This is a genomic window from Streptomyces sp. NPDC047043, assembly GCF_040644055.1.
GTDB lineage: Bacteria > Actinomycetota > Actinomycetes > Streptomycetales > Streptomycetaceae > Streptomyces.
In genome coordinates, this window is sequence record NZ_JBEYVO010000018.1 from 1 (window position 1) to 25,602 (window position 25,602).

Sequence of the window (25,602 nt, forward strand, 5' to 3'; positions counted from 1 at the left end):
CTTGTTTCTCACCTGTCTTCCCCTCCCCGCCGCGTTCCCTTTGTTTTGGGCGGGCGTGGGCTCGGGGGGTCCGGGGGGGGGGCGGCGACACGTACGTGTCGCCGCCGGCCCTTCACGTTCTCCGCAGAGGGTCAGCTGACCTCAGAGGACATCCTTGATCTTGGTGAGGTACTGCTCAGTGAAGCTGCCCCACCACTTCCGCAGCTCCTTGTACTGGTCGACCGGTGTCTCGTGCATCGACTCGGCCTTCGCATACGCCACCAGGAGGAGGGTGATCGCTTCGATCGCTCGGCGAGCCGTTGCGGAAGCGTTGGTGGCGGTGCTCGTGCCGCCCTCCTTCGACAGCAGTTGCAGGGGCTCGTACATCTCCTGGTAGAAGAGGTGCCGCTGGTTCAGGCGGATGATCGTCTGTTCCTTGAGGTGCGTGAGCTGGAAGAGATCGTCTCCGGGCACGTCCACCGTCTCGATGATGAACGGAAGGTCCTTGATCTCCTGCTTGTAGGCGGCCGTCTCCTCCTTCGTCGTGTTCCGACCCGCGTCCTTGGCCAGGTTGTCGTACTCCCTCTCCTGCTGTGCCGGCGTGGGAACCTGCTTGACCCGGGCCTTGGGCATGGTGCGGTCCGCGTCCTTGAGGGCCTTCGTGATGGGTGCGTGTTCGCCGGACTTCACCGCGTCGTCGCGGTTGACCTCGCCCCACACGCGGTCGATCTCGTCGCGGGCCTTCGGGATGACGCTCTCCGCGATGGTCCGCAGGGTCCTGCGGAGTTCATCAGCGGGGACCGCGCCGCGCTTGACGTTGCGCACGCCCATCATGCGGTCGAGTTCCGGGGTGAAGTACACCTCGAAGCCGATGTACCGGTCCTTGGTCTTGATCCCATCGGGAAAGAGCTTGGGCACAAGGGTGTAGCTGATCTCGCGGTCAAGCCGCATGAAGCTGATGGCGCCCTCGTTGTCGGGGATGCGCAGTCGCTTGGCGAAGGCGTCGCCGCCGGCGCCCTTGAAGCGCAGGACGTCCGGAGGGGCCAGGGCGACGACGACGCGGATCTTGTGATCGGTGCCCTGCACCTTGACTTCTTCGTTGAAGAAGACCTGGCCGTGGAAGTGCCGGGCCTCGGCTCGGGATTCGCCGCTGGTGCGTGCGAGCTCCTCGGTGAGTACCTGGTCGGCCCAGGTGCCCTTGCGGAGGAAGGTCGGGTCGTGGGGCTTCAAGTCCGTGTGGTCGACGGTGATACGGATGCCACCACTGAGGAACTCACGGAAGATGCGGGCAAGTTCCTTGTTCATCTCGTTGCGGATGTGGTCCGGTGTGCTCCGGCCATGGCCGTCGGAGACCCGGTCGATCTTCGACCACATCACCAAGGTGCCCGAGCCCTCGGGGAAGTAGACCTCAAGGTGGGCCGGCAGCGGCTCGTCATCGGGAGGGTAGATGCCGACCTTGTCGCCGCGCTTCTCGGCCTCGATGCCCTCTTCGAGGTCGAAGAACACGTGCTTGATCTGCTCGCTGCCTTCGACGCGGGACCAGGCGTCGATGCGCATGCCGACGCTGAGACTGGCGAGCTTTGCGCCGACGCCGAACTTGCCGATGGTCTTCTCGGACATGAACCGCTTGGAGAAGCCGAGCTGCAGGTAGTGCTGCAGCGTCTCGTCGTCCATGCCCTCTCCGTCATCGATGAAGGAGACCTGCGTGAGGGTCTTCTTGCGGCTCTTCATCGCTTCTTCGGTGATGATCTGGATGTGGTTCGCGCGGGCTTCGATGCTGTTGTCGATCACTTCCCCGACGGCGGAGGGGAAGTTGTGGCCGGACTCGCGGAGGCTGAGAAGGGCCTGGCCGGAGAGGACGACCGGGATGATGTCCATGTCGGCGGTGGTCATGGTGTGCTCCTGGTGTCAGAGTGGCGAGGTTGAGGCAGCGCCCGACTCAGGGCGCGTTTGATGGCGTCTTCGGGGCAGAACGGGCAGCGGCGGCCCGTTCCGGCGGGGCTGGCGGGGTGTATCTGGTTCCGGACCACGCGGCCCGCGGCCTGGTATTCGTGGTACCAGTAGGACTCCATCGCGTAGGCCTGGTGGGAGTTGCGGGCCGGGGCCACGACAAAGTGGGTCGCACGTCCGCGGAGCGGATGACGGCATAACCTCCGGCGGAGGCAGGTGTCCGACCGTCCCACGTACAGCGGGCGGGCACCGTCCTGGTCGTACTCCATCAGGAGATAAGCCCCGATGGTCCCGGTCGGGATCTGCATGTTCACGACGCTGCGCGTGAGCCGGAGAGCAACACGGGTAGTGCCCTCGTACGGCTCAGCTATCCGGACGTGACCGTCGACGGACGCCTTCATGCGGTGCCGCAGATCAGCGCCCGGGCGTGGGTACGGAGGGCGCGTCGGGCACGCTCAACCGTAGCCACAGACACGCTGGTCTGCCTGGCGGAGTCCGGGACGGTCGCCATATCGAGCATGCCCTGGAGACAGCCGGGGCCGTGAGGACCAAGCGTCCTGGCGAAAGCCGTCAGCTCCTGAAGCGTTTCGGTGACAAGGGCACGCGCCTCGGGGGTGTCGTACGTGACCATCTCGACGACGGGCGTCCCGTCCGCCGCGGTAGTGGATGCGCGACGGCGAGCAGCGTCGGCCAGTGGCCGACAAGCAGCACTGCGGCGGGCGTTGGCCGCCGAGCGACGGATCGTGCGACGTGCGTCCCGGATGACGTTCCGGCACAACAGGTTAGGGTCGTCGGCGACACGCCTGTGGCCAAGTGCGAGATTCAGAGCGGTATCGAGAACGTCGAGGTACTCGCCGTCCCACGGCCTTGCCTTGTTCTTCGTGTACAGGCGGCACATCGTCTCGACGCGCACGCCGTCCTGCTGGAGCATCAATGCTCCTCCCCGGGTGCCCGGCTGCTATATGCCGGACCCACTCAGTTGTGACCCGCTCGCCCTTTGGCCGTCGTCGCCGTTCGGTCGACTTCGGCATGAGCAGGTGTTGAAACTGTAGACCTCGCCACTGACACTCGGCAGTGGAAGGCTCACATCTCCAAGGGGACAGGTTGACGACCGATCCCCTCACCAACTCCCGCACCTGCTGGATGGTTTGACGTCAGCGCAGGTCAGCGATTCGGACTCGTGTCGATCCGAACGGGCACCTCTGCCGCACGTCGACCGGGTAGCGTTGGGGGAACCCTGGATCATGTTGTTGTGGAGGCTTCTGCGTGAACGCGAAGACGATGACCTATACGTACCCGGCGCACATCACGCAGCAGACGCCGTCCGGCAAGCCGCTGGTCTTCTTCGCCGCACCGGCCACCGAGATCGATCAGTGGGTCGGCGTTCCTCAGCGGAGTCGGCTGGAAGACGAGGAGACGATCGGGTTCCAGCGCCAGGAGAACAAGACCCGCATCAAGGAGCTTTCCAGCTTCTACCACGATGAACGCAACATCGTGCAGAACCCGCTCCTTGCTGCCCCGCAGGGGGAGACTTCGGTGAAGTTCACACCGTTGGACGGGTCCGCCGACTTCGGCACCCTGGAGATCGTGAGCCCGGACTTCAGCGAGTCCTCGCTGCTGGCATTGATGTCACGGGTCGTTGAACGGCTCGAAGCGCGTGTTCCAGAGCTCAAGGAAGCCCCCCTCGACCAGGAGCGTCTGTCGTCGATCATGGAGCGAGGCCGCAAGGAGCACGGCATCGACGACTTGGTCGAGGAAGACGACGATGACGACGACAGCGTCGAAGAGAACGGCAACGGGAGCGGCGACGACGCCGCAAGCGTCCTGCTCACCGATGAGACCCACCTGATCGACTTCTACACCGAGCTCAAGGGGCGCGTCCGGGTCTTGGAAGCCCTTGACCCCGACAAGAAGCCCGAACGCATTCTTGGCTTCGACCGCGCAGCGATGATCAGCTACCTCAAGCCGATCATGCTCGTGGACGGCCAGCACCGCCTCAAAGGCGCGGTGCTGGCTGCGGAGAGCCGGGCCGAGGGAGGCGACGGCGAAGCCTTCCTGCTCGAAGCCGCCGAAGAGGGTAAGGACCCTGCACAGGCCAAAGCCGAGTTCATCGCGAAGCACGCGCGGCGCCTTCCTGTGTCGCTCCTCATGGACCCCAACCCGAGTGAGCACGTCTTCCAGTTCGTGGTCGTGAACCAGAAGGCCACGCCCATGGGCAAGGCGCTCCTCGGCACCATCGTGTCCACCAGCTTGAGCAAGGAGGAGCTGGATCCTGTCGCGCAAAGACTCAAGGACGCCGGCATCAAGTTGGACGACTCGCAGGCGATCGCCTACCTCACGCGCGCCGACGACAGCCCGTTCAAGAACTGCGTCCAGACCGGCATAACGGGACCTGCCGGCGACAGGTCGACTGCCCTCCAGTGGCCGGTTCTCAAGGGCCTGGTCGGTATCTTCCGAGAGCTCTCCGGCGGAAAGCTGTACAGCGAGCCAACCGACTGGGCACGCGCGTGGAGCAAGTACCACCTGGATGAGAGCGCACTCGTCGCCGCCTTCGAAACGCACGACGAGAAGCTGGCGGAGTGGGCGCGTCCGGATGGCCCATGGAGGGCCATTTTCATCCGCTTCTACACGATCATCAAGGAGAAGTTCGGTGCCGACGACCCCGAGGCGTCAAACGCCTGGGGCACGACGAACAGCAACCTCTTCAACAAGATCAGTCTGACCATCCTTGCGGCGGACTACTTCGAGTTTCTGCGCCTCCAGAAGAGGACCCTGAACAGCGTTGATGACGTCAACGCCACGATGGAGTCTTGGCTTGAGGGTGTGAACCTCGCGTACTTCAACCGCAACTGGAAGGTCGAAAAGAAGGACACTCCCGCTGTCCGACGGAGGTGGGCCAGCCTATGGCACAGCTACCGGAAGAATCCTGAATCGCTTCCCAAGGAAGGGCTGTTCAACCCGGTTGCTGGGGCGTGATGCAACCCCAGGAAGTCGGCGAGTTCTTCGCTGAAATAAAGAACGCCCTGGACAACAACTGGTCGGACGAGGCACTCAAATCCCTCGCCAAGTACACAGTGCCAGATGTCATCGCAGGAAACCATGGATGGCTGCTGCGCGGTGACCTGTCCACCGTGTGGGGGCGCTGGTTTATCGAAAGTCTGGTAGACCTAGCACCGTTTGAGCTGGACCCTGCCCTAACCATCGGCCACTTGCACGTCCCCATACTTGCCCACGTCAACGCAGTGAGCCCGCAAGTCCCAATGGATGAGCGCAAAGAGTACGCGCGGATTCTGACACGTTTTGCATGGCAACTCGTGTCAGCCCGGCGCAGCAGGAGGAGATCGGCAATTGGTGCGGCCCTACGGGAAGAACTCTGGGCTCTCGGTCAGCCAGCACCCCGCTGTTACCTATGCGGATTTGAGTTCGGAGGGGAAGCTCGGGATAGGTTCCTCGGCATATCCAAGAGCAGCCCGCCAGAAACGTTGCTCGTCGACTTCACGCGCCCCCGAGGAGTGCGCTCGGCCCAGCTGTGTATCGAGGTTGACCACGTGGTGCCGGTTGCGGAAGGCGGTGAGACAGGAGTTGGCAATCTCCGCCTTGCCTGCGGCTGGTGCAATTCGGTGAAGAACCGCTACACGAATATCTACGATGTCATCCCGTGGTCTGTAGGGATATTCGAGCATCCGGCATTGGGACCAATCACCCAGCCGCAACCGCTGTGGATACTCCGCACCGTAGCTACGCGAAGGCGCTGTGAGGCACCCGAGGGCTGCACCCTGCGAATCGAGGAGACCGAGCTCTTCGCCGGGCCCAGGAACCAGCGAGGAGCCCTGACTCCGGTAAACGTCGCCGTGTACTGCGAGCAACATGACCCGTGGCGTCTGGACAGGTGGGTCGGCCCCAAACGACTCGCTTCAGTCGTGGCCGAATAGCTCACAGTATGTCGATGACCTTCGATTCGATTGAAGCCGCGTAGCAGCATGGGCGAAGCGTCGCTGTATTTCGCGGAGGCACGTGTCCGTCTACCTGTAGCGGTGCGTGGATGACAGCCACGTCACCTCCATGACTGCTTCTGCGGCCTCATCCTCCTCGCTGGGATCATCCGGGGCGGGCGTCTGACGGACCTGCTCGATCTGCCGCTCGATGCCGCGCAGGTTCTCCTGGAGGTCCATCGTCACCACGCCGTCGACGGTGACCTTCAACGGGTCCGCGAGGAGCTTGGCCCGGCGCTCGCCCAACACCTCGAGGGCGACGGCACGCACCGACCGCAGCCGGAAGTACCGGCGCTCCAAGTCGGCCGGGTCAGTGTCCGGGCCGAGCTGCGCCAGCAGCCACGATCTCTGAAACTCATCCACAGGGGACTGCCCCTCCAACGAACGAGGTACGGCCCGTCACCAGACGGGGGATGCTGGTGACGAGCCGTACGAGCGTCATCCTACGACCCGGACGAGCGGGAGCGCCGGGTCTGCGGCTTCTTCGTCCCGTTCGCGCCGGCGTCGTCCTCCTGGCCGTCGTCCTTGTTCTCGGTCGGCTCTGGCTTCTCCACCGAGACCGCCTCGTCCGGCTCCTCACAGTCGTCCGGCGGGACGTCCCACGCGTCCGGATTGGTGATCAGGGCGGCCACCTCCGGTTCCGGGCAGTCGCCCGGCAGCAGGACGAGTTCCTCCCTCGTGGTCGGGTCCTGTACGTACACCGCAGCCTTCAGCCGCCCGCGGCCCGCCATCACAGGACCTTCGCCACGATGTGTGCGTCCGGGGTGTGCATGACCGGCATCCCGACCGCGGCGCCCTTGGTCCAGATCTGCACGGGGTCATCCTGGACACCTCGGGTGATGATCAGGCCAGGGGCGTCCTCCCGGATGATCTCCGGGTTCGTCCCCCGCGACAGCACCAGGGCCTCCGCCGTCACCCCGTACAGGGTCTGCGCCCACTTCTCCCGCTCCGGTGGCACCAGAATCCACAGGTCCTCAGGCAGCACCTTGCGCGGCTTGCCGTCCACTCGCACCTGGGCCTTGTAGAACTGGATCGGCGGCAGCGAATAGTTGCCGCGCACCACGTTGATCTGCTGCGGGGTGAGCGTCGCCGTCGGCGTGGTCGACGGGCTCACGGACCCGTAGTACGCCGCCCGGTAGGCATTGTTCGCCGCCAGGTAGCTGAACGCCTTCCGGGAGGTGATCACCATCTCTGGCTCCGGGGCGCCGATGTCGTCGAGCTGCTGTATCCACCGCAGCTCGTCCGCGATCGGGTCGGAGGCCGGGTCCGACCACGGAATCCGGGCGACCGGCATGTTCGCGGCGGGGACGTTCCAGTCCACCTCCAGCGTCAGCCCGTTCTCCTGCTCCAGCGTGAACCGGCCGTCGCTGAGCACGTCGCCGGCGGCGAGCTCCAGCCGGGACCGGATGGCCTCGACGTGGCGCTCCACGTCGTCGTACAGCAGCTCGATCAGCCGGTCCTGATCCGAGCCGTGCGACGCCTCCAGCAAGATCTGCTCCTGCTCGGAGACAACGAGCTTCTGCCCCAACGCGGGCAGTGCGCCCTCGCGGGAGGTCTGCCAGGCCTCACGGGTCGCGAACGGAACACTGGCGTTGAACGCCCGGTACTTGGCGACGTTGACGTACCGGCCGGAGTCGCGGGTGCGCCACTTCACCTCCCGCATCTCCACCGTAGGGAAGATCGTCTGGGTGAGGAGGAAGTCCTTCGGGGACGGGATCGCCCTGGCGAACGCCGTCAGGTCCATGACCGAGACGTCCTTGAGCAGGTCCTGAATCGTCACAGCTCAAGCCCCCGCTCAGACGAAGCGGATCTGCGCGGCACGCGGGTGCCACACGAGCTGGGACACGTCGATCCCGCCGGGCACCTTCGACGCCTTCACCGCGCCGTGCCACAGCAGGGCGGCCGGAACACGGGTCTGGCCCGGCGCGAACGGGGCCTCCGCGATCACGAAGCCGCGCAGGATCTGACGGCCGCAGTGCGCCTCCGGATCGTACGGGCCGTACAGACCGGACTCCGCGACCCTGCCGACCGGGACACCGGACAGCACCCGACCGTACGGGTCGCAGCCGTCGCCGCACACGTAGTGGGTGCCCTCGCAGAACAGGTTCAGATCGAGGGTGATCGTGTCGACGGAATCGGTGCCGTGCAGGGAAGCCAGCCACTCGCGGTTGGCGGTGGTGTATTCGGACTTCGAGACGGGCTGGATGGTCATGTGCGTGTCTCCATGGACGCTGCGGTCAGAATCCGCACACCGCCCACGGAGGCGATGTCGTCCACGAAGTTCTGGGGGCGTGGTCCCCCCAAAGGGCTGGGCCCAGTATTACCGGGCGGCGGTGTCGCTGAACTCGGGGATCAGACCGCGGCGCTTGGCCATCTCCAGCCCGGCCGAACCGGGCTTGGACACCGGCGTCGTGCGGGTCGGACCGCGCCCGGCCGGTGCGCCCGCGGGGGCGGCCGACACCGGTGTGCGCACCTCTCCGAACAGCTCGGGACGCCGGGTGCGGAGCTGTTCGGCGGCGGCCTGGACCTGGGCCTCGTCGGCGTCCTCATCTTCCACGGCCAGCAGACGCTCCGCGTCTACCAGGTCGTCGCCCTCCGCGCCGAGCGCCATCAGAGCGGCCCGGCGAAGCGCGGCGCGTTCTCTCTCAGCGGCCAGCTCCTCCCGACGTGCGGCCTGCAACTCCCGCTCCTGCGCTGCCTGTTCGCGGCGCTCCACCTCCGACAGCGCGGCCTGCTCGGCCTCCCGCTGCGTGGACACGAACTCGGACAGAGCTTTCGGGGTGTCGAACCCAAGTGAGGACAACAGTCGCTTGATCGCGGCCCGTTCACCCTGTGCCTTCTCCCGGGTGAGCAACTTCCCCAGACGGTCCTGGGTCACAGTGACCTGCTGATCCGAGCCGCCCGTGTCGGCGCCCTCGTCCAGCTGGTCGTTCGTCTCGTCCTCCGAAGAGGCACCGAGAATCGGATAGATCGGCCGCCCATCACGGCGGAAGCCGATAGGACGGCGTGGCGGCAGGGGCCGGACCATGCAATTCCTCCAGAGCGCGCCCCCGCGCTGACGATCAGTGTAGCCATCGCCGCCGACAATCGAGCATCCATCCACAACCTGCCCATACGCAGGTCCTGCACCTGGAGTGATGGCGGGCGGGCTCCTAGCGTGCAACTCCGGTCAGGGACTCGGCAGGCCGCTCGGAGGGAGGACGATCAGGCCCTGTAGTACTGGGGCACCAGAGGCCGACGCCGACCAAATGCGTCGTCAGCCGTTGCGCCACGGGCCGCTCTCCCATGGATCGGTTTCCCAGGGATCTGGCTCCCACGGGTCTGGCTCCGGCGGAACGGGCTCCCATGGCTCATGGTCGGTCTCCTGCCCCAAACCCGCACAGCCCTTGTCCGCCGACTCCCCCACCCGCAGCAGCCCTTCGGGCACGCCAGAGATCTCGAAGGAGAGGCGGCCGTCACGGCCACTGACCACCTCGGTGCCGAACCCGAGCCCGCGCAGGTCCTCGGCCAGCTTCGCCCGGCCAAAGGCACCACTCGCCAGGACCACATCGTCCTCGAACAGTGACGACCGACGCGGGCCGCGCAGTTCTCCGAACTCGTCAAGGACACCGACCAGATAGCTATGCACATGCAGCAACGGCGGTGGCGGCGCCTGATGCTGTGGCTGCCCGACCGCGTGGAGCGCCACGGCAGCGGCAAACCCGGGGACTGCCACGACGCTGTCGCCCCGAAGTTTCCAGATCAGGTACTGAAGGCAGTGGTAGGCGGCGTCAACGACTGTCTTCTCCACCCTGACGCGCAGATCCGCCCTGCCCTGGGCCCAGACCCAGGACACCGATGGCGGCACCAGAAACGTCAGGTCGAACGCCGCACCGTCCCCGCGAACCCGCGCCCCACTGATGGTGTGTTGCCCTGCTATCGCCGCGGCCAGGGCCCCGGTCTTTGCCTCTGTGCCTGCCTTGAGTCCCAGGCACCCCAATGCCTCGGCCGCACCCACCCACATCGTGTTCGCCAGCCGGTCCGGTGGATCCTCCGGCCTGACGAACGCCCCCGGTGCTGCCAAAGGCTCCACGGCCCGCCGGGCCTCGTCCTTAGCTACCCGAAGCGTGCGAACCGTCAGCACGGAATACCCCTCTCGCTGCACCAGTCGAAACCATCACAGCGGTAGTCCGGCCCACCTGGCAATCGAACACCGAGGGATCTGAAGCAGATCGGACGATCAACGTGTAGCCCCAGTCGACAACACCTGCGTGGCCCTCGCGCCATCAGCCTGCTGGCCGTCCCCGTCCTCTGGAACCTGTGCACCCCGCCTCACAGCGACTTCCGCCACCCTCGCTGCGGCTTCCTGCTCCGCCTTCGCTCTGATCCGCTCTACCTCCTGCGAGGCATCCTTGATCGGGTACCCAGCCTCCAGCAGCATCGACACGGCCGTCTCCAGCGACAGCACCCCGGCCCCGTACGCCTTGACCACCTCCTCCAGTACCGCACCCCTGTCCGTGGGTGTGTGCGGCGCCCAAGCCAGCCGCGCCGGCAGCGTCTCCCCGACCGTCCAGCCTTCAGCCCGCCCGGCCTGGTACAGCCGCTGGACCATCTTGAACAGCAACCTGTACTTGTGCTCGCGGGCGAGCCGCATCATGCCGATCAGCGCGTCCAGCGGCCCCAGCGCCAGCTTCAGCGCGTACCCCGACGGCACTTCCGTGGCGTCCAAGGTGCCGAGCCCGGCCGCCGTCACCCGCGAGTTGGCCGCGATCCGCTCCAGCAAGTGATCCACCCGCGCCCGCAACTCAGCCAGCTGAGGCGACGTGTCCAGCGCATCCATCCGCCCCGTTTCACCAAGCTGCCACACGGCCCCGGCCTTCACCTCAAGCTCCTGTGGCCTGCCCGTCGCCCGATCCACCGGCAGCCGGGCACCGGCGAGTCCGATGATCGGCGTGCCTGTCGTCGCCGACGCCGCCGAGCTGTCCGAGTCCGTCGCCGCGAGTTCGTCGAGCGCCTGCAGAACCCGTGCGAGCACCGAACGCCCCCAGTGCTCCCCGCCGTTCGGGATCGTGTTCGCGATGTGCACCACCGGAACGAAGTCGATCATCAAGTCCAGCCGGTTCAACTCCGTGCCGTCCGATCGCACTCGGAAGCTCGCCTTGCCCATCGGCAGATGGTCCAGCGCCTCCCCGCTCTTCAGGTCATCAAGCAGCCACTCCGCATCGGTGAGGTAGCACGTCACATTCGATGTCCGGCCCGGCTCCCACGGATACGTGCGACCCGACGCACCTACGCCATCCGCATCGTCGTCGCCGCCCTCGTCGATCGGCCCGAGTTCGTACGTCACCCGACGCACCCGCGCCTTCAACCCCGCGTCGTCGTCCGCCGGCAACTCCCACGCCAGATGCACCCTGTGCGGAAAGTCGTCGTCCTCGTCGTCCCACTGCGGGAAGAAGAACCCCGGATCGTAGGCCCGAAGCGTCGGCCGCTGCTTCTCCGGATTCCACGCCAACGCCAACACGCTGTCCCCGAGCAGCACCGCCGTACGCTCCGCCTGCTGCACCCGGAACGTCAGCAGCTCCTTGTCCGCCCACTTCCGCAGTCGGTCCTGCACTGCGGCGGCCTCCGCCGCCCCCGGTGTCGGCGTCTCCTCGTCGGCGTGCTCCGCGCCTTCGACCGCCACCTTCTGTTCCGAGCCGAGGAGGTAGCCGAGAGCGGTGTCCACAAGGTTCGCGGCATCGCCCAGCTCCCGACGCTCCAGCGCACTCGCGTCGCCCCCGGTCGCCGCGAGCTGTCCGGCCTGGTTGTTGTCGTACGACGCCAGCACCTTGTATGCGGCCAGCCGCCGCAACTCGTACGGCGGCACCCACGTCTTGGCCAGTTCCGGGAAGGCGCGGCTGCCGGGACGCCCCGCCTCCGCCATCACTGGCTTGTAGTTCAGCCACGACCACGCATCGATCACGAATTGGCGCAGGCCCACATCCACTCCAGGAAGGTCGGCCCCGCGCCGTCCACTCAGCCTAAGCGCCGTCGTCGATCCCGCTCGCTCTGCACGGCACCGCTGGGCACGTCACGGCTGGCGCCGACGCCTGCACGCCTCTCACCCCATTGGCCAGATATCGCGCGTATGCCGTTATCTGGCTCACGTCGTCGCCCCCGAGGACCCGACGTCCCGCTGTGACATCCTGCTCCCCCGGGGCCGTACCGCCCATTAGTAACCCGCCCGCCAACGCGAGCGCGCCGAACGGGGTAGCAAGCTCGTACGGCCCCCGGACAACAGCAACGTGTGGCGCGGGTGTTGCGCACCATCCGCGACAGCCGAACCGGTTCCCGCGCCGCACCGGCCGCTTCTACCGTCCTCGCATGGACTTCGCACCGGCACTCGCCGTCCTCGGTTCCACCCTCTCGGTGGTCATCACGTTGGCCATCGCTCACCCCGACCCAGACATCAGGCAGCGTTCGTTACATGTCCTACGCGCGATCTTCGGCCACCCCCGAGAGTGAGTACCCGCCAGCTACCTTCGGCCGCTCAGACGCTGATCATCGCCGCCACGCGGTGGCGGCATCGTCGGGTCGAGGAACAGGTCCCATAGCGCCCACACCGCGCTGTCGAGCAAGTCCGGGGAGTCCTCCGTCTCGCCCTGGCCTACGAACGTGGTCATCTGCTCCTCCAACGGCGCGAACCGCCGAGCCGGACCAACGTGCGACACCCGCGCCTGCTCGTACAGTTGGGCCGCCGGAGCTGCCCGCGCCCGCTTCCCCCGCGTGGCATGAACGATCCGCCAGTTCACCGTCGGGTCCACCTGCTCCAGCAACGCAGGCAGGTAGTCGCCGCCGTTGTTCGCCTCGATGACCACGCAGTCCGCACGGTGCTCGTGATACAGCGTCGCGGCCCGTTTCATCGCCTGCGTCGGCGTGTACCGGTCCTGCTCGCAGTGCAGCAGATACCCGCGGGGACGGTCGTCCCCGAACATCGTGTCCACCGGGAACCCGCGCCCCGCCACCGTGAACGCCGTCATGTCCGCGTCCTCATGGCTCTTGGTCGCCGGGTCCACGGCCACCACGACCCGCTGAAGGTCCGGCAGATGCTCGGGGCGGGACCGGAAGCCCTCGACCTCCAGCATCCAGCCCTTCCACAGCGCGCCCTCCACGTCCTCGAGTAGCTCGCCCGACAGCTCCTGCCGGCCCAGCCGGGTGCCGGCGTACTCCTCCTCCAGCTCCTCGCGCGCCGCCGACGACAGGTTTGCGTCGTTCTCCCGCATGTGCCCGCGGGTGAGCACCACCCGAGGCGGCGTTCCACCCTTCCGGTGCGCCTCCTCCTGCGCCCGGCCGCGCTCGACCAGCCGCTTGACGTGCGGGAGCGGCTTCGGCGTCGTAGAGATGACGACCTGCGGAGTGTCCGCCTCGCGCAGGCAGAACCACAGCATGTCGTACACCGCCTGCGCCGTGATCCGGTTCCACGCCGCGTACTCGTCGCACCACGCCTTGTCGAACGCCCAGCCACGCAAATTGTCCGGCGTCTCCGCGCCGAACCCCCTGATGACCGTGCCGTTCGTCAACCTGAGCGTCGTCTCGCCCAGCGACGAGTTGTACTTCGCCACCTCCTGCGGTGGGAACACCGACAACAACCCGCTCTTGGGCGACTCAAAGCAGATGTCCCGCACCAGCGTCGCGTTTCTCGCCACCACCGCGATCTGCAGCCCCGGCGTCTGCGCCCAGTCCCGCACCGCCTCCGCCGCCGTCCGGGACTTCCCCCAGCCACGGCCGGTGAGCAGCATCCACACCGTCCACAGCCACAGCGGCCGACGCTGCGCCGCTCGGGCGTGATGGTGCAGCCACCCCGGATGGGGCAGCCCGTCACAATCTGGGACCTCGCATGCCCACCGGCGCGCCGACAGCTCATCGGCCCGCACCAGCGCCGCGACCTCAGCCCTCAGCTGCTCGTCGGTCATCACCGCTGGGTCAGCAAACCCCTCGATCTGCCGCCGCTTAGCCCGGCCCCGGCTCACTGCACGCCCTCCGACAACCGGCGCTCCAGCTCGCGGCGCAGCTGATCCATCCGCGCCCGGCGATCCTCGTCCGACAGAGCGTCCACGTCCGCGTCCTGGTCCCGGCCCTCGACCGTCCCGACCGCCGGTGCCTCGCCCACGGCCCGACGCTCGATCTCCGCCGCGACCTGGACGTAGCGCAGCAGTTCCGAGGGCGACAGCTCCCGCGGGTCGAGCATCTGGAGCCGCGCGACGGCCTTGCTCTGTACGGCCTGAGCCAACTTCGCGTGCCGGCGGGCGATATCGCGTCGCGCCTGCATCTGTTCCGCGAGGAACAGACGGTCCTGCTCCCGGTCGTAGGCCACAGCCCGCATCACCCATGCGAACTGGCGCGACCAACGGCCCAGCAGCGTGCGGGATTTATGCAACTCGCGTGCTGCCTTTGTCAGACTCCGCGCTGAGCCGAGATCGCGGTACACGGCGAACGCCTCGAACGCCTGGACCGACTCCCCGCTCTGCCGCTCCCAGGACTCCACGGTGTCCTCGGCCACCGCTCACCTCCTGGCCGACGGCCTTCTAGTTGTTCTGGGCGGCCAGGACTTCCAGCGCCCTCCACGGCTCGTCAGCGGGCACAGTGCCGTCCTGCACCATCCGATCGATGGCAGTCCGTACGACTGCCGCGGTCTCTACCGGCAGGTCCCGCACGCCGAATACCGTCTCCAGCGGCGCCGTCCCCGCCCGCGTCGGCTCCCCGGTGGCTGCGTCGAACCAGCCCTCGGCCAGCTCTCCCAGGTGCCGCTCGAACACGGCGAGGATCACGCCGAGCGCCGTAGCGGAGTTGCCGATCTTGTACGCGGCCCGGGAGGACTCCAGCGCATCGAGCACCGGCTCGTACTGCTCCAACCCAGCCGCCCACCGCTGATCCGCCGTCGCCGTGGAGCGGGCCGCATCGAACGCCGTCTCGGCGCGCTCCAACTCGGCGGGCAGGAACATGAACTGGACGCTGGCGAAGTCCAGGTTCGCTTCCCCGAGGGAGGCGACGTCCACTTTCTCCAGCAGGTCAAGGGTCTTGTCGTCCAGGCCCGTGTACTGCCGCCACTCCACCGACTCCAGCTCGTCGTACAGCTCCTTCAGGATCGCCGGATCGTCCTGACCCGCAATCGCGTTGTGCGAGAGCTGAAGCGCGATCTGCCGCTGGCGGCCCAGCGGCTCGTCTATCTGCATCCACCAGATCTGCGGCAGGCCGGCCTCGATCGCGGCTAGCGTGCGGTGGTTCCCGGACAGTACGACCAGCCGCCCTGACTCGTGGTCGTTCCACACCAGCGGCGTCGAGGTCAGATGCCCGTCCCGCTCGATGTTCGCCACGAGCTGCCGAAACTGCTCGTGCGGCAGGAACCTCGCGTTGACGTCGAGCAGCGTCAGCGTGCGCGGGTCGCCCTGCACCATCTGCGGCGGGGCAAGGCGAGTGGACTCGGTCTCCATGATCAGACTCCCGTCTTCGTCGTAGGGGCACCCCACCGCTTCGCCCACATCTGAAGGGCCTCGGCCAACGAGTGCTGGCCGATCACCCCCTGGTACTGGAGCTGGAACTTCCAGCCGTCCTCGTTCGACGGGCTGCGCTTGTTCAGCCGCAGCAGCCCGCGGTACTTCATCGACACCGGGTTGTTGCTGAACGCGGTCGTCGCCACGCGCCGGATGCGCCGCGAGAACGCCCGCTGGCACAGCAACTGGGCCTCGGCGCTCGTGGCCGCCATCACGATCAGCTTCGACAACCGGGGGTAGTCGGTCGGCGCGACCGCAAAGTCCGAGAGCACGTACGCCTCATCTGGGGTGAACGTGCTCGGGGCCATCGCGAACACACCCAGCAGCCGCCCGCCTCCGTCCCTCACCGCGACCGCCAGGTTCGCCGCGCCCGGAGCGATCCTGGGGTTGAGGTACCGGGAGCGCAGCGCGTTGAACTGGCCGGGCTTGAGCAGCGAGAGCGAGAGCGGGCCGGCCAGTTCCTCGCCCTCGCGCAGGCGCGGGATCTTCACCGGGTCGATCGGCTGGCGCGGGGCGACGATCCTCGTGGGGGCCTCGCTGGCGTACACGTAGAAGGGAGCGGCGCGCGGCGTTGCCTTGATCACGCCGCGCAAGTACGGGCGCAGTTCGGGCACGCTGTGGTTGGAGGCCGTCAGCCAGTACGGCCGGTCCGTGATCGCGCCGAGCACGCTGACCACGTCGTCGTCCGACAGCGGCTCGTAGTGGGGCGCGTCCCAGGTGAAGTGGGCTTCCAGCGGCTCGTACAGCTTCTCGTAGCCGCCGCCGTAGAAGGGAGGGAAAGAGCACACCGGAGCGTCGCCGGGGACCTTCTGGAGCCAGGAGCGCACGTCCTCCACCTCGTACGAGGCCAGATCGACGTCCGAGCCGGACAGCCGCTCCACGGTCTCCGCGTGCTTGACCTTCCACTGCTCGCGGTAGGAGCGCACCACCCGCTCGTGCCACAACCCTTCGCGCCCGACGCTGGCGAGAAACCGCGTGCCGAGCATGAGCGTGGCCACGGTGCCGACGCCGTCGTCCAAGGAGTCTGCGAGCCAGCCGAGTTCGTCTGCGCTCTCTTCGCGGAGCTGGATGCCGACCGGCTGCCGGGTGAGCCAACGGCCAACCGCGCTGGTGTAGATGGACACGTCGGAGGAGTGGAGGCCGAAGCCCATGCCGGCCAGGGACCGTTCGATGGTGAAGTTCCCACAGCACGGGACGTACACCGGGCCGCTCGGCCACAGGCTGGCGGTCTCGCGCACGATCGAGCGCATGGGACCCGGGATGGTGCCCTGGAACATCTTCGCCTCCCAACGAACGACAGCGCCCGGCCTCGGCGGGTGCCGGGCCGGGCGCTGCGCTGGAACCTACACAAGGAGCACGCAGCCCCTTGGAATCATGTCACCTATATTGCCCGAGCGGTTCCGACGCTCACATCAAGGTTCCCTGCTGGTATTGGTCGTCCTCCATGGGAGACAGCTCGCGCACCTCGTCCCCGGTGCGGTCCCTCCACCACGCTGCGAAAATCCTTCGGTGGCACCACAGGCCGGGCTTGGCCAGGTCCTCGAAGCAGAGGAGCACCAGGCGGTGGTCGCCCTCGGCATCCGCGATCTGCCGGAGCCGCGCCGCGATCCGCTCGGGGCCGAGCTGGTCGAGGTCCCCCCGGTACGCCTTCGTGAACTCGGGCTCGGACGCGTTGAGGTAGTCCCGACGCGGCGCAAGCTCCCGCACCGCATGGGTGAGGGAGTAGGGGAGCTTGAACCGGACGCCGCCGAGGGTGATGCGCACCGGTACCCCTTGCGGAGGTTGGAACGCCTGGAACCGGTTGGTGAACAGGGTGAGCACGCTTGCTTCCTTCCTTACTGCTGATCACCCCGACCGTGGGCGTGGTGCCGGTGGCCGGGGGCTTGCCGGCCCCGCCCCTGCCAGTGAGCGGGGGTCCGGAGGGCGCCGGGCCCGCAGGGAGAGTCCCCCGCGGGCCCCGGGCCAGTCTCTTACTCCTGCGCGTAGACGAAGGGGGTGCGAGCTGCCAGTTGAACGACGAGGTCGAACTCCACCGGGCCTTCTGCACAGTTGGCCGTGAACCGGATGACGCGGTTGGTCTCGTTGGCGTACGCGGACGCCGTGGTCTCCTCGACTTCCTCGATCACTTCCGACGCAGGCCCAGGTACCAGATCGCGCGCCTCCGCCATGAGGGAGGAGAGGTGATCCGCGATCTGACGGATCGCAGGGTGGGCCGACTTGGACCCCCAGTCCACGTACTCCGACCTGACCTGAGGGAAGCCAACAGAGAGTTTCCCGTTTTCCGTCATTTCCAGATCCCCAACCCCGGAGGGAATTCCCCTTTCCGTGCTTATATCTTATGACATATTCAATTCCGTGAACATGGAATACGGAAGGGAATTCGAATGAAAGTGGGCGCAGCCGGGGGTTCCGGCTGCGCCCATCCCTACGCCCCTCTGGGGAGAGGTGGGGCGCGGGCTCAGCCGCGCCCCACCTGCTCTACTTCGCCGCCTCGGTGGCCTTCTTAGCGGGCGCCCGGCGTGCCGCAGGCTTGGCGCTTGCGGCCGTCTTCGCCGCAGGCTTCGCGGAGGGCCTGGCCGCCGCCTTCTTCGCCGGGGGCTGCGGCTTGGCCACCGCCTTGACCTCCGGCTTCTCGGCCTCGGCCTTGACCTGCTCACCCTTCTTCGCAGCCGCCGCCTCCTGCTGGACCTCGGCCGCCGCCTTGTTGAACTCCTCGGTCATGGCGCGCTGGACACCCTGAGCCTTGCTCAGCAGGTTGCGCACCATCTGGACCTTGGCGTACAGGCGGCCGACGACCCGCAGGTGGCGGGCGAGGTCGTCTCCGAGAATGACGGCCAGGTCCTCCGGCTTCTTCTCGGCCAGCTCCTCCAGCAGCGGAATCAGGACCTCTTCCGCCTTGCCGAGGCCATCCTTGGCCTTGGTCTTGGCCGCCTTGCGCTTGGCCTCCTCCTCCGCGGTGGGCGGCTCCTCGCCGGTCAGGGAGGTCTGCTTCTCCATCAGCTTGAGGCCGTTGGCGAAGTGCTGCGCCTCGGCCTCGGAGTCGAAGTCGCCGCGCACGTAACGGGAGGCGGCGACCATCTGGTTGGCCGGGTTGAGCTGGGCGATGTGCCAGGCGAGGTTGTTCTTGATCAAGCCCTTGTCGACCATCTCGGCCACCTCGGGACGCAGGGTGAGCAGGCCGAGCCTCCAGGTGATGTGGGTCTCGGTCTTGCCGAACTGCTTGGCGATCTTTGCGGGCGTCCAGCCAGCCGCCTTGAGGTCGGCATACGCTCCGGCCTCCTCCATGATCGTCATATCCGAACGGTTGACGTTCTCCGCGATGCTGAGGACGTAGGCCTCTTCCTCAGTGGCGCCCTCGATGACCTTCGCGGGAATGACCTCCAGGCCGGCCGCCTGGCAGGCCCGCCAGCGCCGCTCGCCCGCGATCAGCATGTAGGGGACCTTCGCGCCCTCGACCGGCCGGACGACCACCGGCTGAAGGAGACCGTTCTCCTTAATGCTCCCGGTCAGCTCGTCCAGCGCCTCCGGAGAGAAGAACTTGCGAGGCTGGTCGGGGTTGGGGGCGATCTCGCCGAGCTTGATGCTGATGAAAGCGACCTTGTTATTGTCAGCCATTTTCCCGCGCCTTCCGTGAATTCCGTTTGGGGTGTTTCCCTTTGTTCTTACACTTATATCTTAACGGCAAATACCGCCAAAGCAAGTTCAGAACTCTTTTAATTCAAAGGGATTCAGAAAGGGGAATTCTGCTCTTTTGAATTCCATCTCGCGCGAGTGCGGATACGAGAGAGCCCGCCACGACCGAGCGGTCGCGGCGGGCTTGCTCCGTCACGCACCCCGACGGCCGCACCGGGCGGCCGACTCCTCGCCGGGCGGGGCGCGGGGGGTCGGCCACCCGGCGAGGAGCAGGGAAGGGCGCCGCATGCGCGGCGCTGCCGTGCGGGCTCCTGCGGCTGCTGTACCCACCCGGCGGACTAGAACGTACAACAGCTCATCAACAATGTCACCTATCTTAAAACCAAGGGCGCGAGCCCTTACGGGCGTCAGGGCTCACCCTCGGCATCACCTCCACCCCGTTCCCGGCCCCCGAGGAGCGCCATGACCTCGACTACCTTCCGAACCTCACCCTGCGCCGCCTGACTCGACGCCTCCCTGAGCACCCGCGGAGCCCCCTTCGCGATCTCAGTTATCCGGCGCTCGTCAACCTCGGACATGGATATGCGGTTCCTCCCGTGCACGGCGTGCGCGCCGCTCCGCCCGCCCTGATGCGAATCCTCGGAGCACCCGCCGACAGCGGGCACACGAGAGCACGACCGATGCCCGCTCACCGGCCGACGCTCCGTCGAGAAACTGTGCGACAAACCCTATAACCCTCGCGACCTGCGATGTAGTGTTATGTTTGCTGGTGCTACCGGCCGGTCACATCGCCGGAGCATACGACACGGCCAGAGATGACGGACATGGCGAACACCCACGGCACCGAGCGGCCCTTGAGTCTTCAGGCGAAGCTCATCTCCTTGCTGAGGCTGCGTCGTGACTCCGACGGCTACACGCCCAGTGCCCGGGACATCTCCCGTGCCACCCAAGGAGGTTCGGGCGCTTCTGTCTCTCACGGCCAGGTCAACAGCCTGTTCAACGGGTCGAGTTGCAACCCCACAGCAGCCACCCTCGAAGCAGTCGCCCACGCCCTCGACGCGCCGGCAGCCTTCCTGCTGCCGGGCACCGAATGGGACGACCTGACCGCGCTGTCCGTGTTCACGTCGAGACCCGAAGCACGCGAGGTCTTGCGTTTAATGCAGGATCTCGAAGTGCAGGACATTCTTGAAATCAGTTCAAGGCTCCGGGAGCTCCGTCGTCACAAAGGACTGTCCGAGGACGTCCCGACGATCCCCTCACCTCCCCCCGGCGTCGACCAGCCCCGCGAGGGCCGTCCACGCCGTCGAAGCCTGCACGACGCCGCTGAGCGGGCAGCGGATTACTTGGAAGGACGCTGACGTGGACGGCCCGATATTCGGCCTGTGCTCGGTGGTCACCCTGCTGAGCACGGCGGTAGCCCTCAGTCGAGCCGTCGCCCAGCGCAGACGCAGCGCGTTCCGCGTGTCCCGCCGCGCCCACGTCGCGGCCCTGGCCAGCAGCTTCGTCGGCTCCGTACTGACCATCCCCGCCGTTGGCGACGTCGTAGACAGGGCCACGACGCCCGAACTGTCCTCCCTGGTCTCGGACATAGCCGTCGTGATCTTCTGCGCGAGCCTCCAGATCATGGTTATCGACTGGGAGTACCGGGAGCTGCCCCACTACGTCAGCATCGCGTGCCGCATCGCCTTCGTCATCGCGGTCTGCGGCCTGCTGATCTTGCAGTTCCGCCGCACGGACCCGGCCAGGCTCGACCTGGATCTGTCGACCTCGTACGCCCAGTCCAACAACGTCCGGATCTACATGCTGACCCACCTGGGCTTCTTTGCGGCCGCCACCGCCGAGGTCGCGGCGCGCGCCTCGAAGCTCGCCTGCGCAGCATGGCGGCAAGGCCGCTCGGCAGCCGTCGGCCTGGCTGTGGCGGCGGCGGGAGCGACGTTCGGCGTCCTGTATGCCATGAGCCGAGGCGGCTACATCCTCGCGTATGAGCAGGGGCACGCGTGGCCGCTGACCCTCGACAACATCATCAGCCCTGCGCTGGCAGGGCTGTCCATCGGGAGCGTGGCGGCCGGGCTCTCAATGGCTGTGCTCAGCAACAGCCGCCGCCCGGAGTCCGTACGCAGCAGCGCCAACGTCTAGGCGGATCGCGGCTTCTGCATGTCCGCGTCCCATTGCCTCCAAGTGAAGGCCACTCGGTCCGCGTCCACGGTGCGTGAGCCCCTGGACGCGGCCGGGTACACGGCGATCCGCTCCAGCAGCAGGACGACCAAGCCCTTCTTCGCCTTCAACGGGGCGTGCTTCCACCAGCGCACGAGATCAGGGACGTCTCCCACGGGAACGTGCTTGACCTGCTTCAGGAAGCGGGCTTGCGTCGCCTTCTCCCTGATCTTGGTCGTCAACTCCTTGTCGGCCGCCTTGAAGGCGGCCAGCGAGATGCCCGAGTTCGCGGCATAGTCGGCACCCAGCTTCTTCTGCCGTCGCCGGTCCGCCGCGACTTCCTTGTCCAGGACGGCGGCCCTAGCAAGCAGGGCTTCGCGCGCAGCGCCGATCAGCTCCGCAACCTCGGGCTTGGCGAGCTCGCCCAGAACCTGCTCACCGACGTACTTCTCGTACAGGTCGGCGTTGATGCGGACCTTGCCGCAGCCACCCGGGTGCTGAGGTGAACTCGGCTGACAGCGGTGCCCGCGTGCCCCTGCATTCGACGGCGAGGTACCGAGCGGATGGCCGCACAGGCCGCACACGCTGATGGGACCGGAGAGCAGGTACTCCCGCTGGTCAGCCCTCTCCTTGCCTTCGCCCTCGGCCTGCTTCATCGCACGGATGGCCAGGAAGTCCTCAACGGGGATGATCCGGGGGCCACCGCTGTCGACCAGCTCTCCGGCCGCATCCTCCGTCAACCCGGCGATGGCTGGGTGATGGAGCACGCCGGCGAGGACATCGGGCTTGAACTTGTTGCCCAACGTGGTGCGGTAGCCCTCCTCGCTCATCCACTCCGTGATCGCGGGAAAGCTCTGTCTCAGCAGCCGCCGCGAGGCGGCGGCCCGAATGCCCTCCGCCTCCGCCTCGCGCACGCGCCGGTACGCCATGTCCTCAAACCCGTAGAGCCTTGGCATGATCTCGACCCCTCTACCCGACCCCCTACATCCACCAATTTACCAGCGAGATAGGTCACACTCTTGATAGAGCAACGAACACCTCGAATCGCGCATACCTCATGATCATGGACTCACCTCCGTACGTGGCTCAACGCCGAGCACCCTCCACAGCTCGGCCGTGGGAACACGGACCGTCCCCCCAAGAGGGAGCGTCCGGACGGGGAACGTGCCCGTCCTGATCAGCTCGTACGCCTTGTCGCGACCAATGCCCAGTGCACGTCCCGCTGTTGTGACATTGACCGTGGCCGGAAGGGCAAGTAGCTCCTCCAGCCGCATGGCTCCGGCCGGTCCGCCTGCTTCGTGAGCAGTCATCTTGTTGGTCGCCTGTCTCCCCCGCGCCAACTGATCAGCGACTTTACAGCAGTGTCCGACAGCCCCAGCAAGATCGGAAGAGATCACGCCAGACACGTACGGAACCGTACGACACCACGAACTGGCTCTGAGCCAATCAACAGCCGACAGCAGGGGACCGGATGTTCGAGCCGAGTTACTACCGGCGGTGCCAGTGCAAGGGACCACTCAAGGACAAGGAGGGCAAGCCGGTCCTTGATACCGACGGCAACCCCAAGATCGGCTCCATCGGCACGACGTGCCCCAAGCTGGGCAAGGGCCACGGCACCTGGAACTTCTACTTCGAGCTCGAACCAGCCGAGGGTGGTACCCGCCAGCGGGTACGCCGCGGCGGCTTCGCCAGGCTCGACGACGCGAAGAAGAAGGCGAAGGAGATCTACGACGCTGCTGTGGCCGGCACCGACGTGCTGTCGGACGAGAAGTGCGGCGACTTCTTCCTCCGGTGGATCAAGGCGAAGAAGTCCCTCGCCCGCACCACGCGTCACGGCTACGAGGAGCACATCAACAACTACTTGCTCCCCCACCTCAGCCACATCAAGCGACGCGACCTCAAGGTCCGCCACCTCGACAAGATGTACGACGCAATCGAGAAGGAGAACGCCGAGCGAATCCTCCACCGCCTGCGCGTCGATCAACTCCAGAAGGACCGCGACGACGCCCACCAAGCCTGGGTGAGGACCGCGGGCTACGCCAAGAAGGAGGAGCGCCGCGCCACCCGCCGAGCCTTCCTCGACGCCAACGCTGCACTCCGCGAGGGCAAGAAGGGGCTGCGGAAGATCACCTCCGCCGCCACCATGCACCGCATCAACGACACCCTCAGCTCGGCTCTGTCCTGGGGGATCAAGCGCGAGCAGGCGTTCACCAAGAACTGGGCGCAACTTGTGGAGCTGCCGCCGGTCACCCGGCCGAAGCCCCTCGTCTGGACGCCCGAGCGCATCGAGCACTGGAAGCGCACCGGCGAGAAGCCCGGCCCGGTCATGGTCTGGACCCCACAGCTCACCGGCGAGTTCCTCGACTTCGTCATGGACGACTGGCTCTACGAGCTGTGGCACACCTTCATCTTCCTCGGCCCCCGCCGCGGCGAGATGGCCGCGCTGCCCTGGACAGAGGTCAGCCTCGATGCCCTGTGGCTGCGCATCTCCCAACAGATCGTCGAGGTGGCGTACGAGCTGTACGGAGAAGCACCGAAGGCCGACAGCGTCCGCACCCTGTCCCTGAGCCTGGAGTCCGGAGACAACCTGGCCGCCTTCCGCGCAAAGCAGGAGCAGCAACGCCAGGAGTGGGCGGACGCCTACGTCGAGAGCGGCCGTGTATGGACGCACGAGAACGGCGCCGGGCTGCACCCCGACTGGATATCGAGGCGCTTCACCCGCCTGGTGGAGCTGTCCGGCCTGCCGCCGGTCCGTCTCCACGACCTGCGCCACCTCGCCGCCACCCTCGCCCTGCTCGCAGGCCACGACATCAAGGTGGTCCAGGAGAAGCTGGGGCACTCCTCGCGGCAGATCACCTCCGACACCTACACCAGCGTGCTGCCCGAGATGATGCGGGCCGAGGCCGAGTCGGTCATGGCCGTCGTCCCCCGCGACGTCGCCTTCGAGGTGCGCTCGCCGCTGACGATCCCCAAGGCGGCATGGCAGAACGACGTCGCCGTCTTCTTTACCCACGGTGCCAAGCAGTCAGGGGACGTCTGGGCCGTTGGAGCACAGGCCCAACCCGACTCCGATCTCCTCGGCATGATCACCCTGACCGGGCGGGGCCAGGACGATGCCGCCAACGCGGCCGTGAAGTGGATACGCGATCACTGCGCCGCCAACGACTTGGAACTGGTGCGGGTGGAGAACTTCAACGACCGCTACCCCGAGAAGCAGCGACGCACGTTCTCGCTCACGCGCTTCACCATCGCGCGCTCCGAGTCCCCCGGCGTGGACGGCTGGGCGTTGCCGACGGGTCTCCCGCCAGCAGCGTCCCGGGCCGCTCGCCGGCCTCACAACGGGCGCCGGAGGGCGGCGTGAGGGCCCTGCTGTCCACTGAACCGCTCCCGCGTCCACTGAGCGTCCACTGGATCTTGGTCTGAACGAATGAACGGGGGGCGCCACCCTGGAGTGGCGCCCCCCGTTCTCACGTTTCCGCAGGTAGGAACGGTTCTGCCCGCGTAGCGAGTGGTGGGGCGGGTGGGACTCGAACCCACGGCCGACGGATTATGAGTCCGCTGCTCTAACCGGCTGAGCTACCGCCCCATAGCGGCGTGTCGCGCACATTTGTGCGCGCCGTCTGCCGCAGCATAGCCGCTCATACGATCTCCTGCTTCGTATGGTCGACTTCGCATGCCCTTGAGGACTCCGCCGTGACCTGCACGGTTCCCGGGCACAGATGGGGACATGAAAAAGGACCCCTTCGGGGGTCCTCGTTCAGCATGCTCCCCCGACTGGACTCGAACCAGTAACCTGCCGGTTAACAGCCGGCTGCTCTGCCAATTGAGCTACGGAGGACCGAGCTCCCCCGACTGGACTCGAACCAGTAACCTGCCGGTTAACAGCCGGCTGCTCTGCCAATTGAGCTACGGAGGAATGCCTCGTTGCATCGAACGTACCTACCTGGGTATTCGCCAGGGGGCGGGCGCTCGCTGCGACACATACATTAGCGCAAGCAGGGGGGTGCTCCGCCAATCGGTTCCCCCCGGCACCGACGCCGCACCAGAGACCTCTGCAAGGAAGGGTGGCCGCCATGCGCTACAAGCTCACGTTCGTCGTCGGGCTGGCTCTGGGTTACGTGCTGGGCACGCGTGCCGGGCGCGAGCGCTACGAGCAGCTGAAGAAGTCCGCACGCCAGGTCGCCCAGAACCCGGCCGTCCGCAACACCGCCGAGTCCGCCGCGCAGCAGGGCCGCGAGTTCGCCGGCAAGGCGTACCACGCGGTGAGCGACAAGGTCGGCGACCGCGTGCCGGAGTCCGTGGCCCAGCGGGTGCGCTCCCTGAGGGACCGCAACACCAACGGCACGGGCGAGGACGACTGGGGTACCAGCAACACTTAGGCAACT

At 66.8% G+C, this 25,602-nt stretch carries 23 protein-coding genes and 3 tRNA genes; 6 read left to right on the top strand and 20 right to left on the bottom strand.

Going from position 1 to position 25,602, the window contains the following annotated elements; all coding sequences use genetic code 11:
- Window positions 1-141 precede the first annotated feature (141 nt).
- Both ABZ880_RS27040 and ABZ880_RS27045 read right to left on the bottom strand, forming a co-directional pair.
- Window positions 142-1,872: an ATP-binding protein gene (locus tag ABZ880_RS27040; protein WP_361267505.1), complete on the bottom strand. Its 1,731-nt coding sequence runs from the start codon at window positions 1,870-1,872 to the stop codon at window positions 142-144.
- Window positions 1,873-2,326: 454 nt separating this feature from the next.
- Window positions 2,327-2,860, bottom strand: coding sequence for a hypothetical protein (locus tag ABZ880_RS27045; protein WP_361267507.1), 534 nt, complete (start codon window positions 2,858-2,860; stop codon window positions 2,327-2,329).
- A gap of 335 nt (window positions 2,861-3,195) precedes the next feature.
- Here ABZ880_RS27045 and ABZ880_RS27050 point away from each other — a divergent pair, with 335 nt between their 5' ends.
- Window positions 3,196-4,905 (top strand): hypothetical protein, encoded by a 1,710-nt coding sequence (locus ABZ880_RS27050; RefSeq protein ID WP_361267509.1) that lies wholly within the window; start codon window positions 3,196-3,198, stop codon window positions 4,903-4,905.
- Window positions 4,905-5,861: an HNH endonuclease signature motif containing protein gene (locus ABZ880_RS27055; RefSeq protein ID WP_361267511.1), complete on the top strand. Its 957-nt coding sequence runs from the start codon at window positions 4,905-4,907 to the stop codon at window positions 5,859-5,861. The genes ABZ880_RS27050 and ABZ880_RS27055 overlap by 1 nt, the downstream gene beginning before the upstream one ends.
- A 90-nt stretch (window positions 5,862-5,951) precedes the next feature.
- On the opposite strand, the gene ABZ880_RS27060 is transcribed toward ABZ880_RS27055, so the two are convergent.
- The 14 genes from ABZ880_RS27060 to ABZ880_RS27125 form a co-directional block, all read right to left on the bottom strand.
- Window positions 5,952-6,284: a hypothetical protein gene (locus ABZ880_RS27060; protein ID WP_361267513.1), complete on the bottom strand. Its 333-nt coding sequence runs from the start codon at window positions 6,282-6,284 to the stop codon at window positions 5,952-5,954.
- A gap of 80 nt (window positions 6,285-6,364) precedes the next feature.
- Window positions 6,365-6,652, bottom strand: coding sequence for a hypothetical protein (locus tag ABZ880_RS27065; protein WP_361267515.1), 288 nt, complete (start codon window positions 6,650-6,652; stop codon window positions 6,365-6,367).
- Complete coding sequence (locus ABZ880_RS27070) at window positions 6,652-7,701, bottom strand: major capsid protein (protein ID WP_361267517.1); 1,050 nt, start codon at window positions 7,699-7,701, stop codon at window positions 6,652-6,654. The genes ABZ880_RS27065 and ABZ880_RS27070 overlap by 1 nt, the downstream gene beginning before the upstream one ends.
- Window positions 7,702-7,716: 15 nt before the next feature.
- Entirely contained in the window at window positions 7,717-8,133 is a 417-nt protein-coding gene (locus ABZ880_RS27075; RefSeq protein WP_306501640.1) for a head decoration protein, read from the bottom strand.
- Between the two features lie 108 nt (window positions 8,134-8,241).
- Window positions 8,242-8,949 carry a hypothetical protein gene (locus ABZ880_RS27080; protein ID WP_361267520.1) on the bottom strand — a complete coding sequence of 236 codons (708 nt, stop codon included), beginning with the start codon at window positions 8,947-8,949 and terminating at the stop codon, window positions 8,242-8,244.
- A gap of 228 nt (window positions 8,950-9,177) precedes the next feature.
- The gene (locus ABZ880_RS27085; RefSeq protein ID WP_361267522.1) at window positions 9,178-10,044 is read right to left on the bottom strand and encodes a relaxase domain-containing protein; all 867 of its coding nucleotides are present in this window, start codon (window positions 10,042-10,044) and stop codon (window positions 9,178-9,180) included.
- 96 nt (window positions 10,045-10,140) lie between these two features.
- Window positions 10,141-11,886 (bottom strand): hypothetical protein, encoded by a 1,746-nt coding sequence (locus ABZ880_RS27090; protein ID WP_361267524.1) that lies wholly within the window; start codon window positions 11,884-11,886, stop codon window positions 10,141-10,143.
- Between the two features lie 529 nt (window positions 11,887-12,415).
- A complete protein-coding gene (locus ABZ880_RS27095) occupies window positions 12,416-13,852 on the bottom strand; it encodes a terminase family protein (protein WP_361267526.1) in 1,437 nt (478 codons plus the stop codon).
- A gap of 53 nt (window positions 13,853-13,905) precedes the next feature.
- Window positions 13,906-14,439 carry a hypothetical protein gene (locus ABZ880_RS27100; protein ID WP_361267528.1) on the bottom strand — a complete coding sequence of 178 codons (534 nt, stop codon included), beginning with the start codon at window positions 14,437-14,439 and terminating at the stop codon, window positions 13,906-13,908.
- A 25-nt stretch (window positions 14,440-14,464) separates the two neighbouring features.
- The gene (locus tag ABZ880_RS27105; protein WP_361267530.1) at window positions 14,465-15,370 is read right to left on the bottom strand and encodes a ParB N-terminal domain-containing protein; all 906 of its coding nucleotides are present in this window, start codon (window positions 15,368-15,370) and stop codon (window positions 14,465-14,467) included.
- A gap of 2 nt (window positions 15,371-15,372) precedes the next feature.
- On the bottom strand, window positions 15,373-16,707 hold the full coding sequence (locus ABZ880_RS27110; protein WP_361267532.1) for a hypothetical protein: 1,335 nt from the start codon (window positions 16,705-16,707) through the stop codon (window positions 15,373-15,375).
- A gap of 130 nt (window positions 16,708-16,837) precedes the next feature.
- Window positions 16,838-17,251 carry a hypothetical protein gene (locus ABZ880_RS27115; RefSeq protein ID WP_361267534.1) on the bottom strand — a complete coding sequence of 138 codons (414 nt, stop codon included), beginning with the start codon at window positions 17,249-17,251 and terminating at the stop codon, window positions 16,838-16,840.
- A 149-nt stretch (window positions 17,252-17,400) separates the two neighbouring features.
- Window positions 17,401-17,664, bottom strand: coding sequence for a hypothetical protein (locus ABZ880_RS27120; RefSeq protein ID WP_361267536.1), 264 nt, complete (start codon window positions 17,662-17,664; stop codon window positions 17,401-17,403).
- 244 nt (window positions 17,665-17,908) lie between these two features.
- Complete coding sequence (locus ABZ880_RS27125) at window positions 17,909-19,045, bottom strand: ParB/RepB/Spo0J family partition protein (protein ID WP_361267538.1); 1,137 nt, start codon at window positions 19,043-19,045, stop codon at window positions 17,909-17,911.
- An 842-nt stretch (window positions 19,046-19,887) separates the two neighbouring features.
- On the opposite strand from ABZ880_RS27125, the gene ABZ880_RS27130 reads away from it, so the two are divergent.
- Window positions 19,888-20,421: a hypothetical protein gene (locus ABZ880_RS27130; RefSeq protein ID WP_361267540.1), complete on the top strand. Its 534-nt coding sequence runs from the start codon at window positions 19,888-19,890 to the stop codon at window positions 20,419-20,421.
- A gap of 1 nt (window position 20,422) precedes the next feature.
- Window positions 20,423-21,199: a hypothetical protein gene (locus ABZ880_RS27135; RefSeq protein ID WP_361267542.1), complete on the top strand. Its 777-nt coding sequence runs from the start codon at window positions 20,423-20,425 to the stop codon at window positions 21,197-21,199.
- On the opposite strand, the gene ABZ880_RS27140 is transcribed toward ABZ880_RS27135, so the two are convergent.
- The gene (locus ABZ880_RS27140; RefSeq protein WP_361267544.1) at window positions 21,196-22,173 is read right to left on the bottom strand and encodes a recombinase family protein; all 978 of its coding nucleotides are present in this window, start codon (window positions 22,171-22,173) and stop codon (window positions 21,196-21,198) included. The genes ABZ880_RS27135 and ABZ880_RS27140 overlap by 4 nt on opposite strands.
- Window positions 22,174-22,688: 515 nt before the next feature.
- On the opposite strand from ABZ880_RS27140, the gene ABZ880_RS27145 reads away from it, so the two are divergent.
- The gene (locus ABZ880_RS27145; protein ID WP_361267546.1) at window positions 22,689-24,578 is read left to right on the top strand and encodes a tyrosine-type recombinase/integrase; all 1,890 of its coding nucleotides are present in this window, start codon (window positions 22,689-22,691) and stop codon (window positions 24,576-24,578) included.
- A gap of 148 nt (window positions 24,579-24,726) precedes the next feature.
- On the opposite strand, the gene ABZ880_RS27150 is transcribed toward ABZ880_RS27145, so the two are convergent.
- The 3 genes from ABZ880_RS27150 to ABZ880_RS27160 form a co-directional block, all read right to left on the bottom strand.
- Window positions 24,727-24,803, bottom strand: a tRNA-Ile gene (locus ABZ880_RS27150).
- Between the two features lie 179 nt (window positions 24,804-24,982).
- Window positions 24,983-25,055: transfer RNA gene (locus ABZ880_RS27155), tRNA-Asn, on the bottom strand.
- Window positions 25,056-25,060: 5 nt separating this feature from the next.
- Window positions 25,061-25,133: transfer RNA gene (locus tag ABZ880_RS27160), tRNA-Asn, on the bottom strand.
- A gap of 157 nt (window positions 25,134-25,290) precedes the next feature.
- Here ABZ880_RS27160 and ABZ880_RS27165 point away from each other — a divergent pair.
- The gene (locus ABZ880_RS27165) at window positions 25,291-25,596 is read left to right on the top strand and encodes a YtxH domain-containing protein (RefSeq protein WP_361267548.1); all 306 of its coding nucleotides are present in this window, start codon (window positions 25,291-25,293) and stop codon (window positions 25,594-25,596) included.
- Window positions 25,597-25,602: the final 6 nt, after the last annotated feature.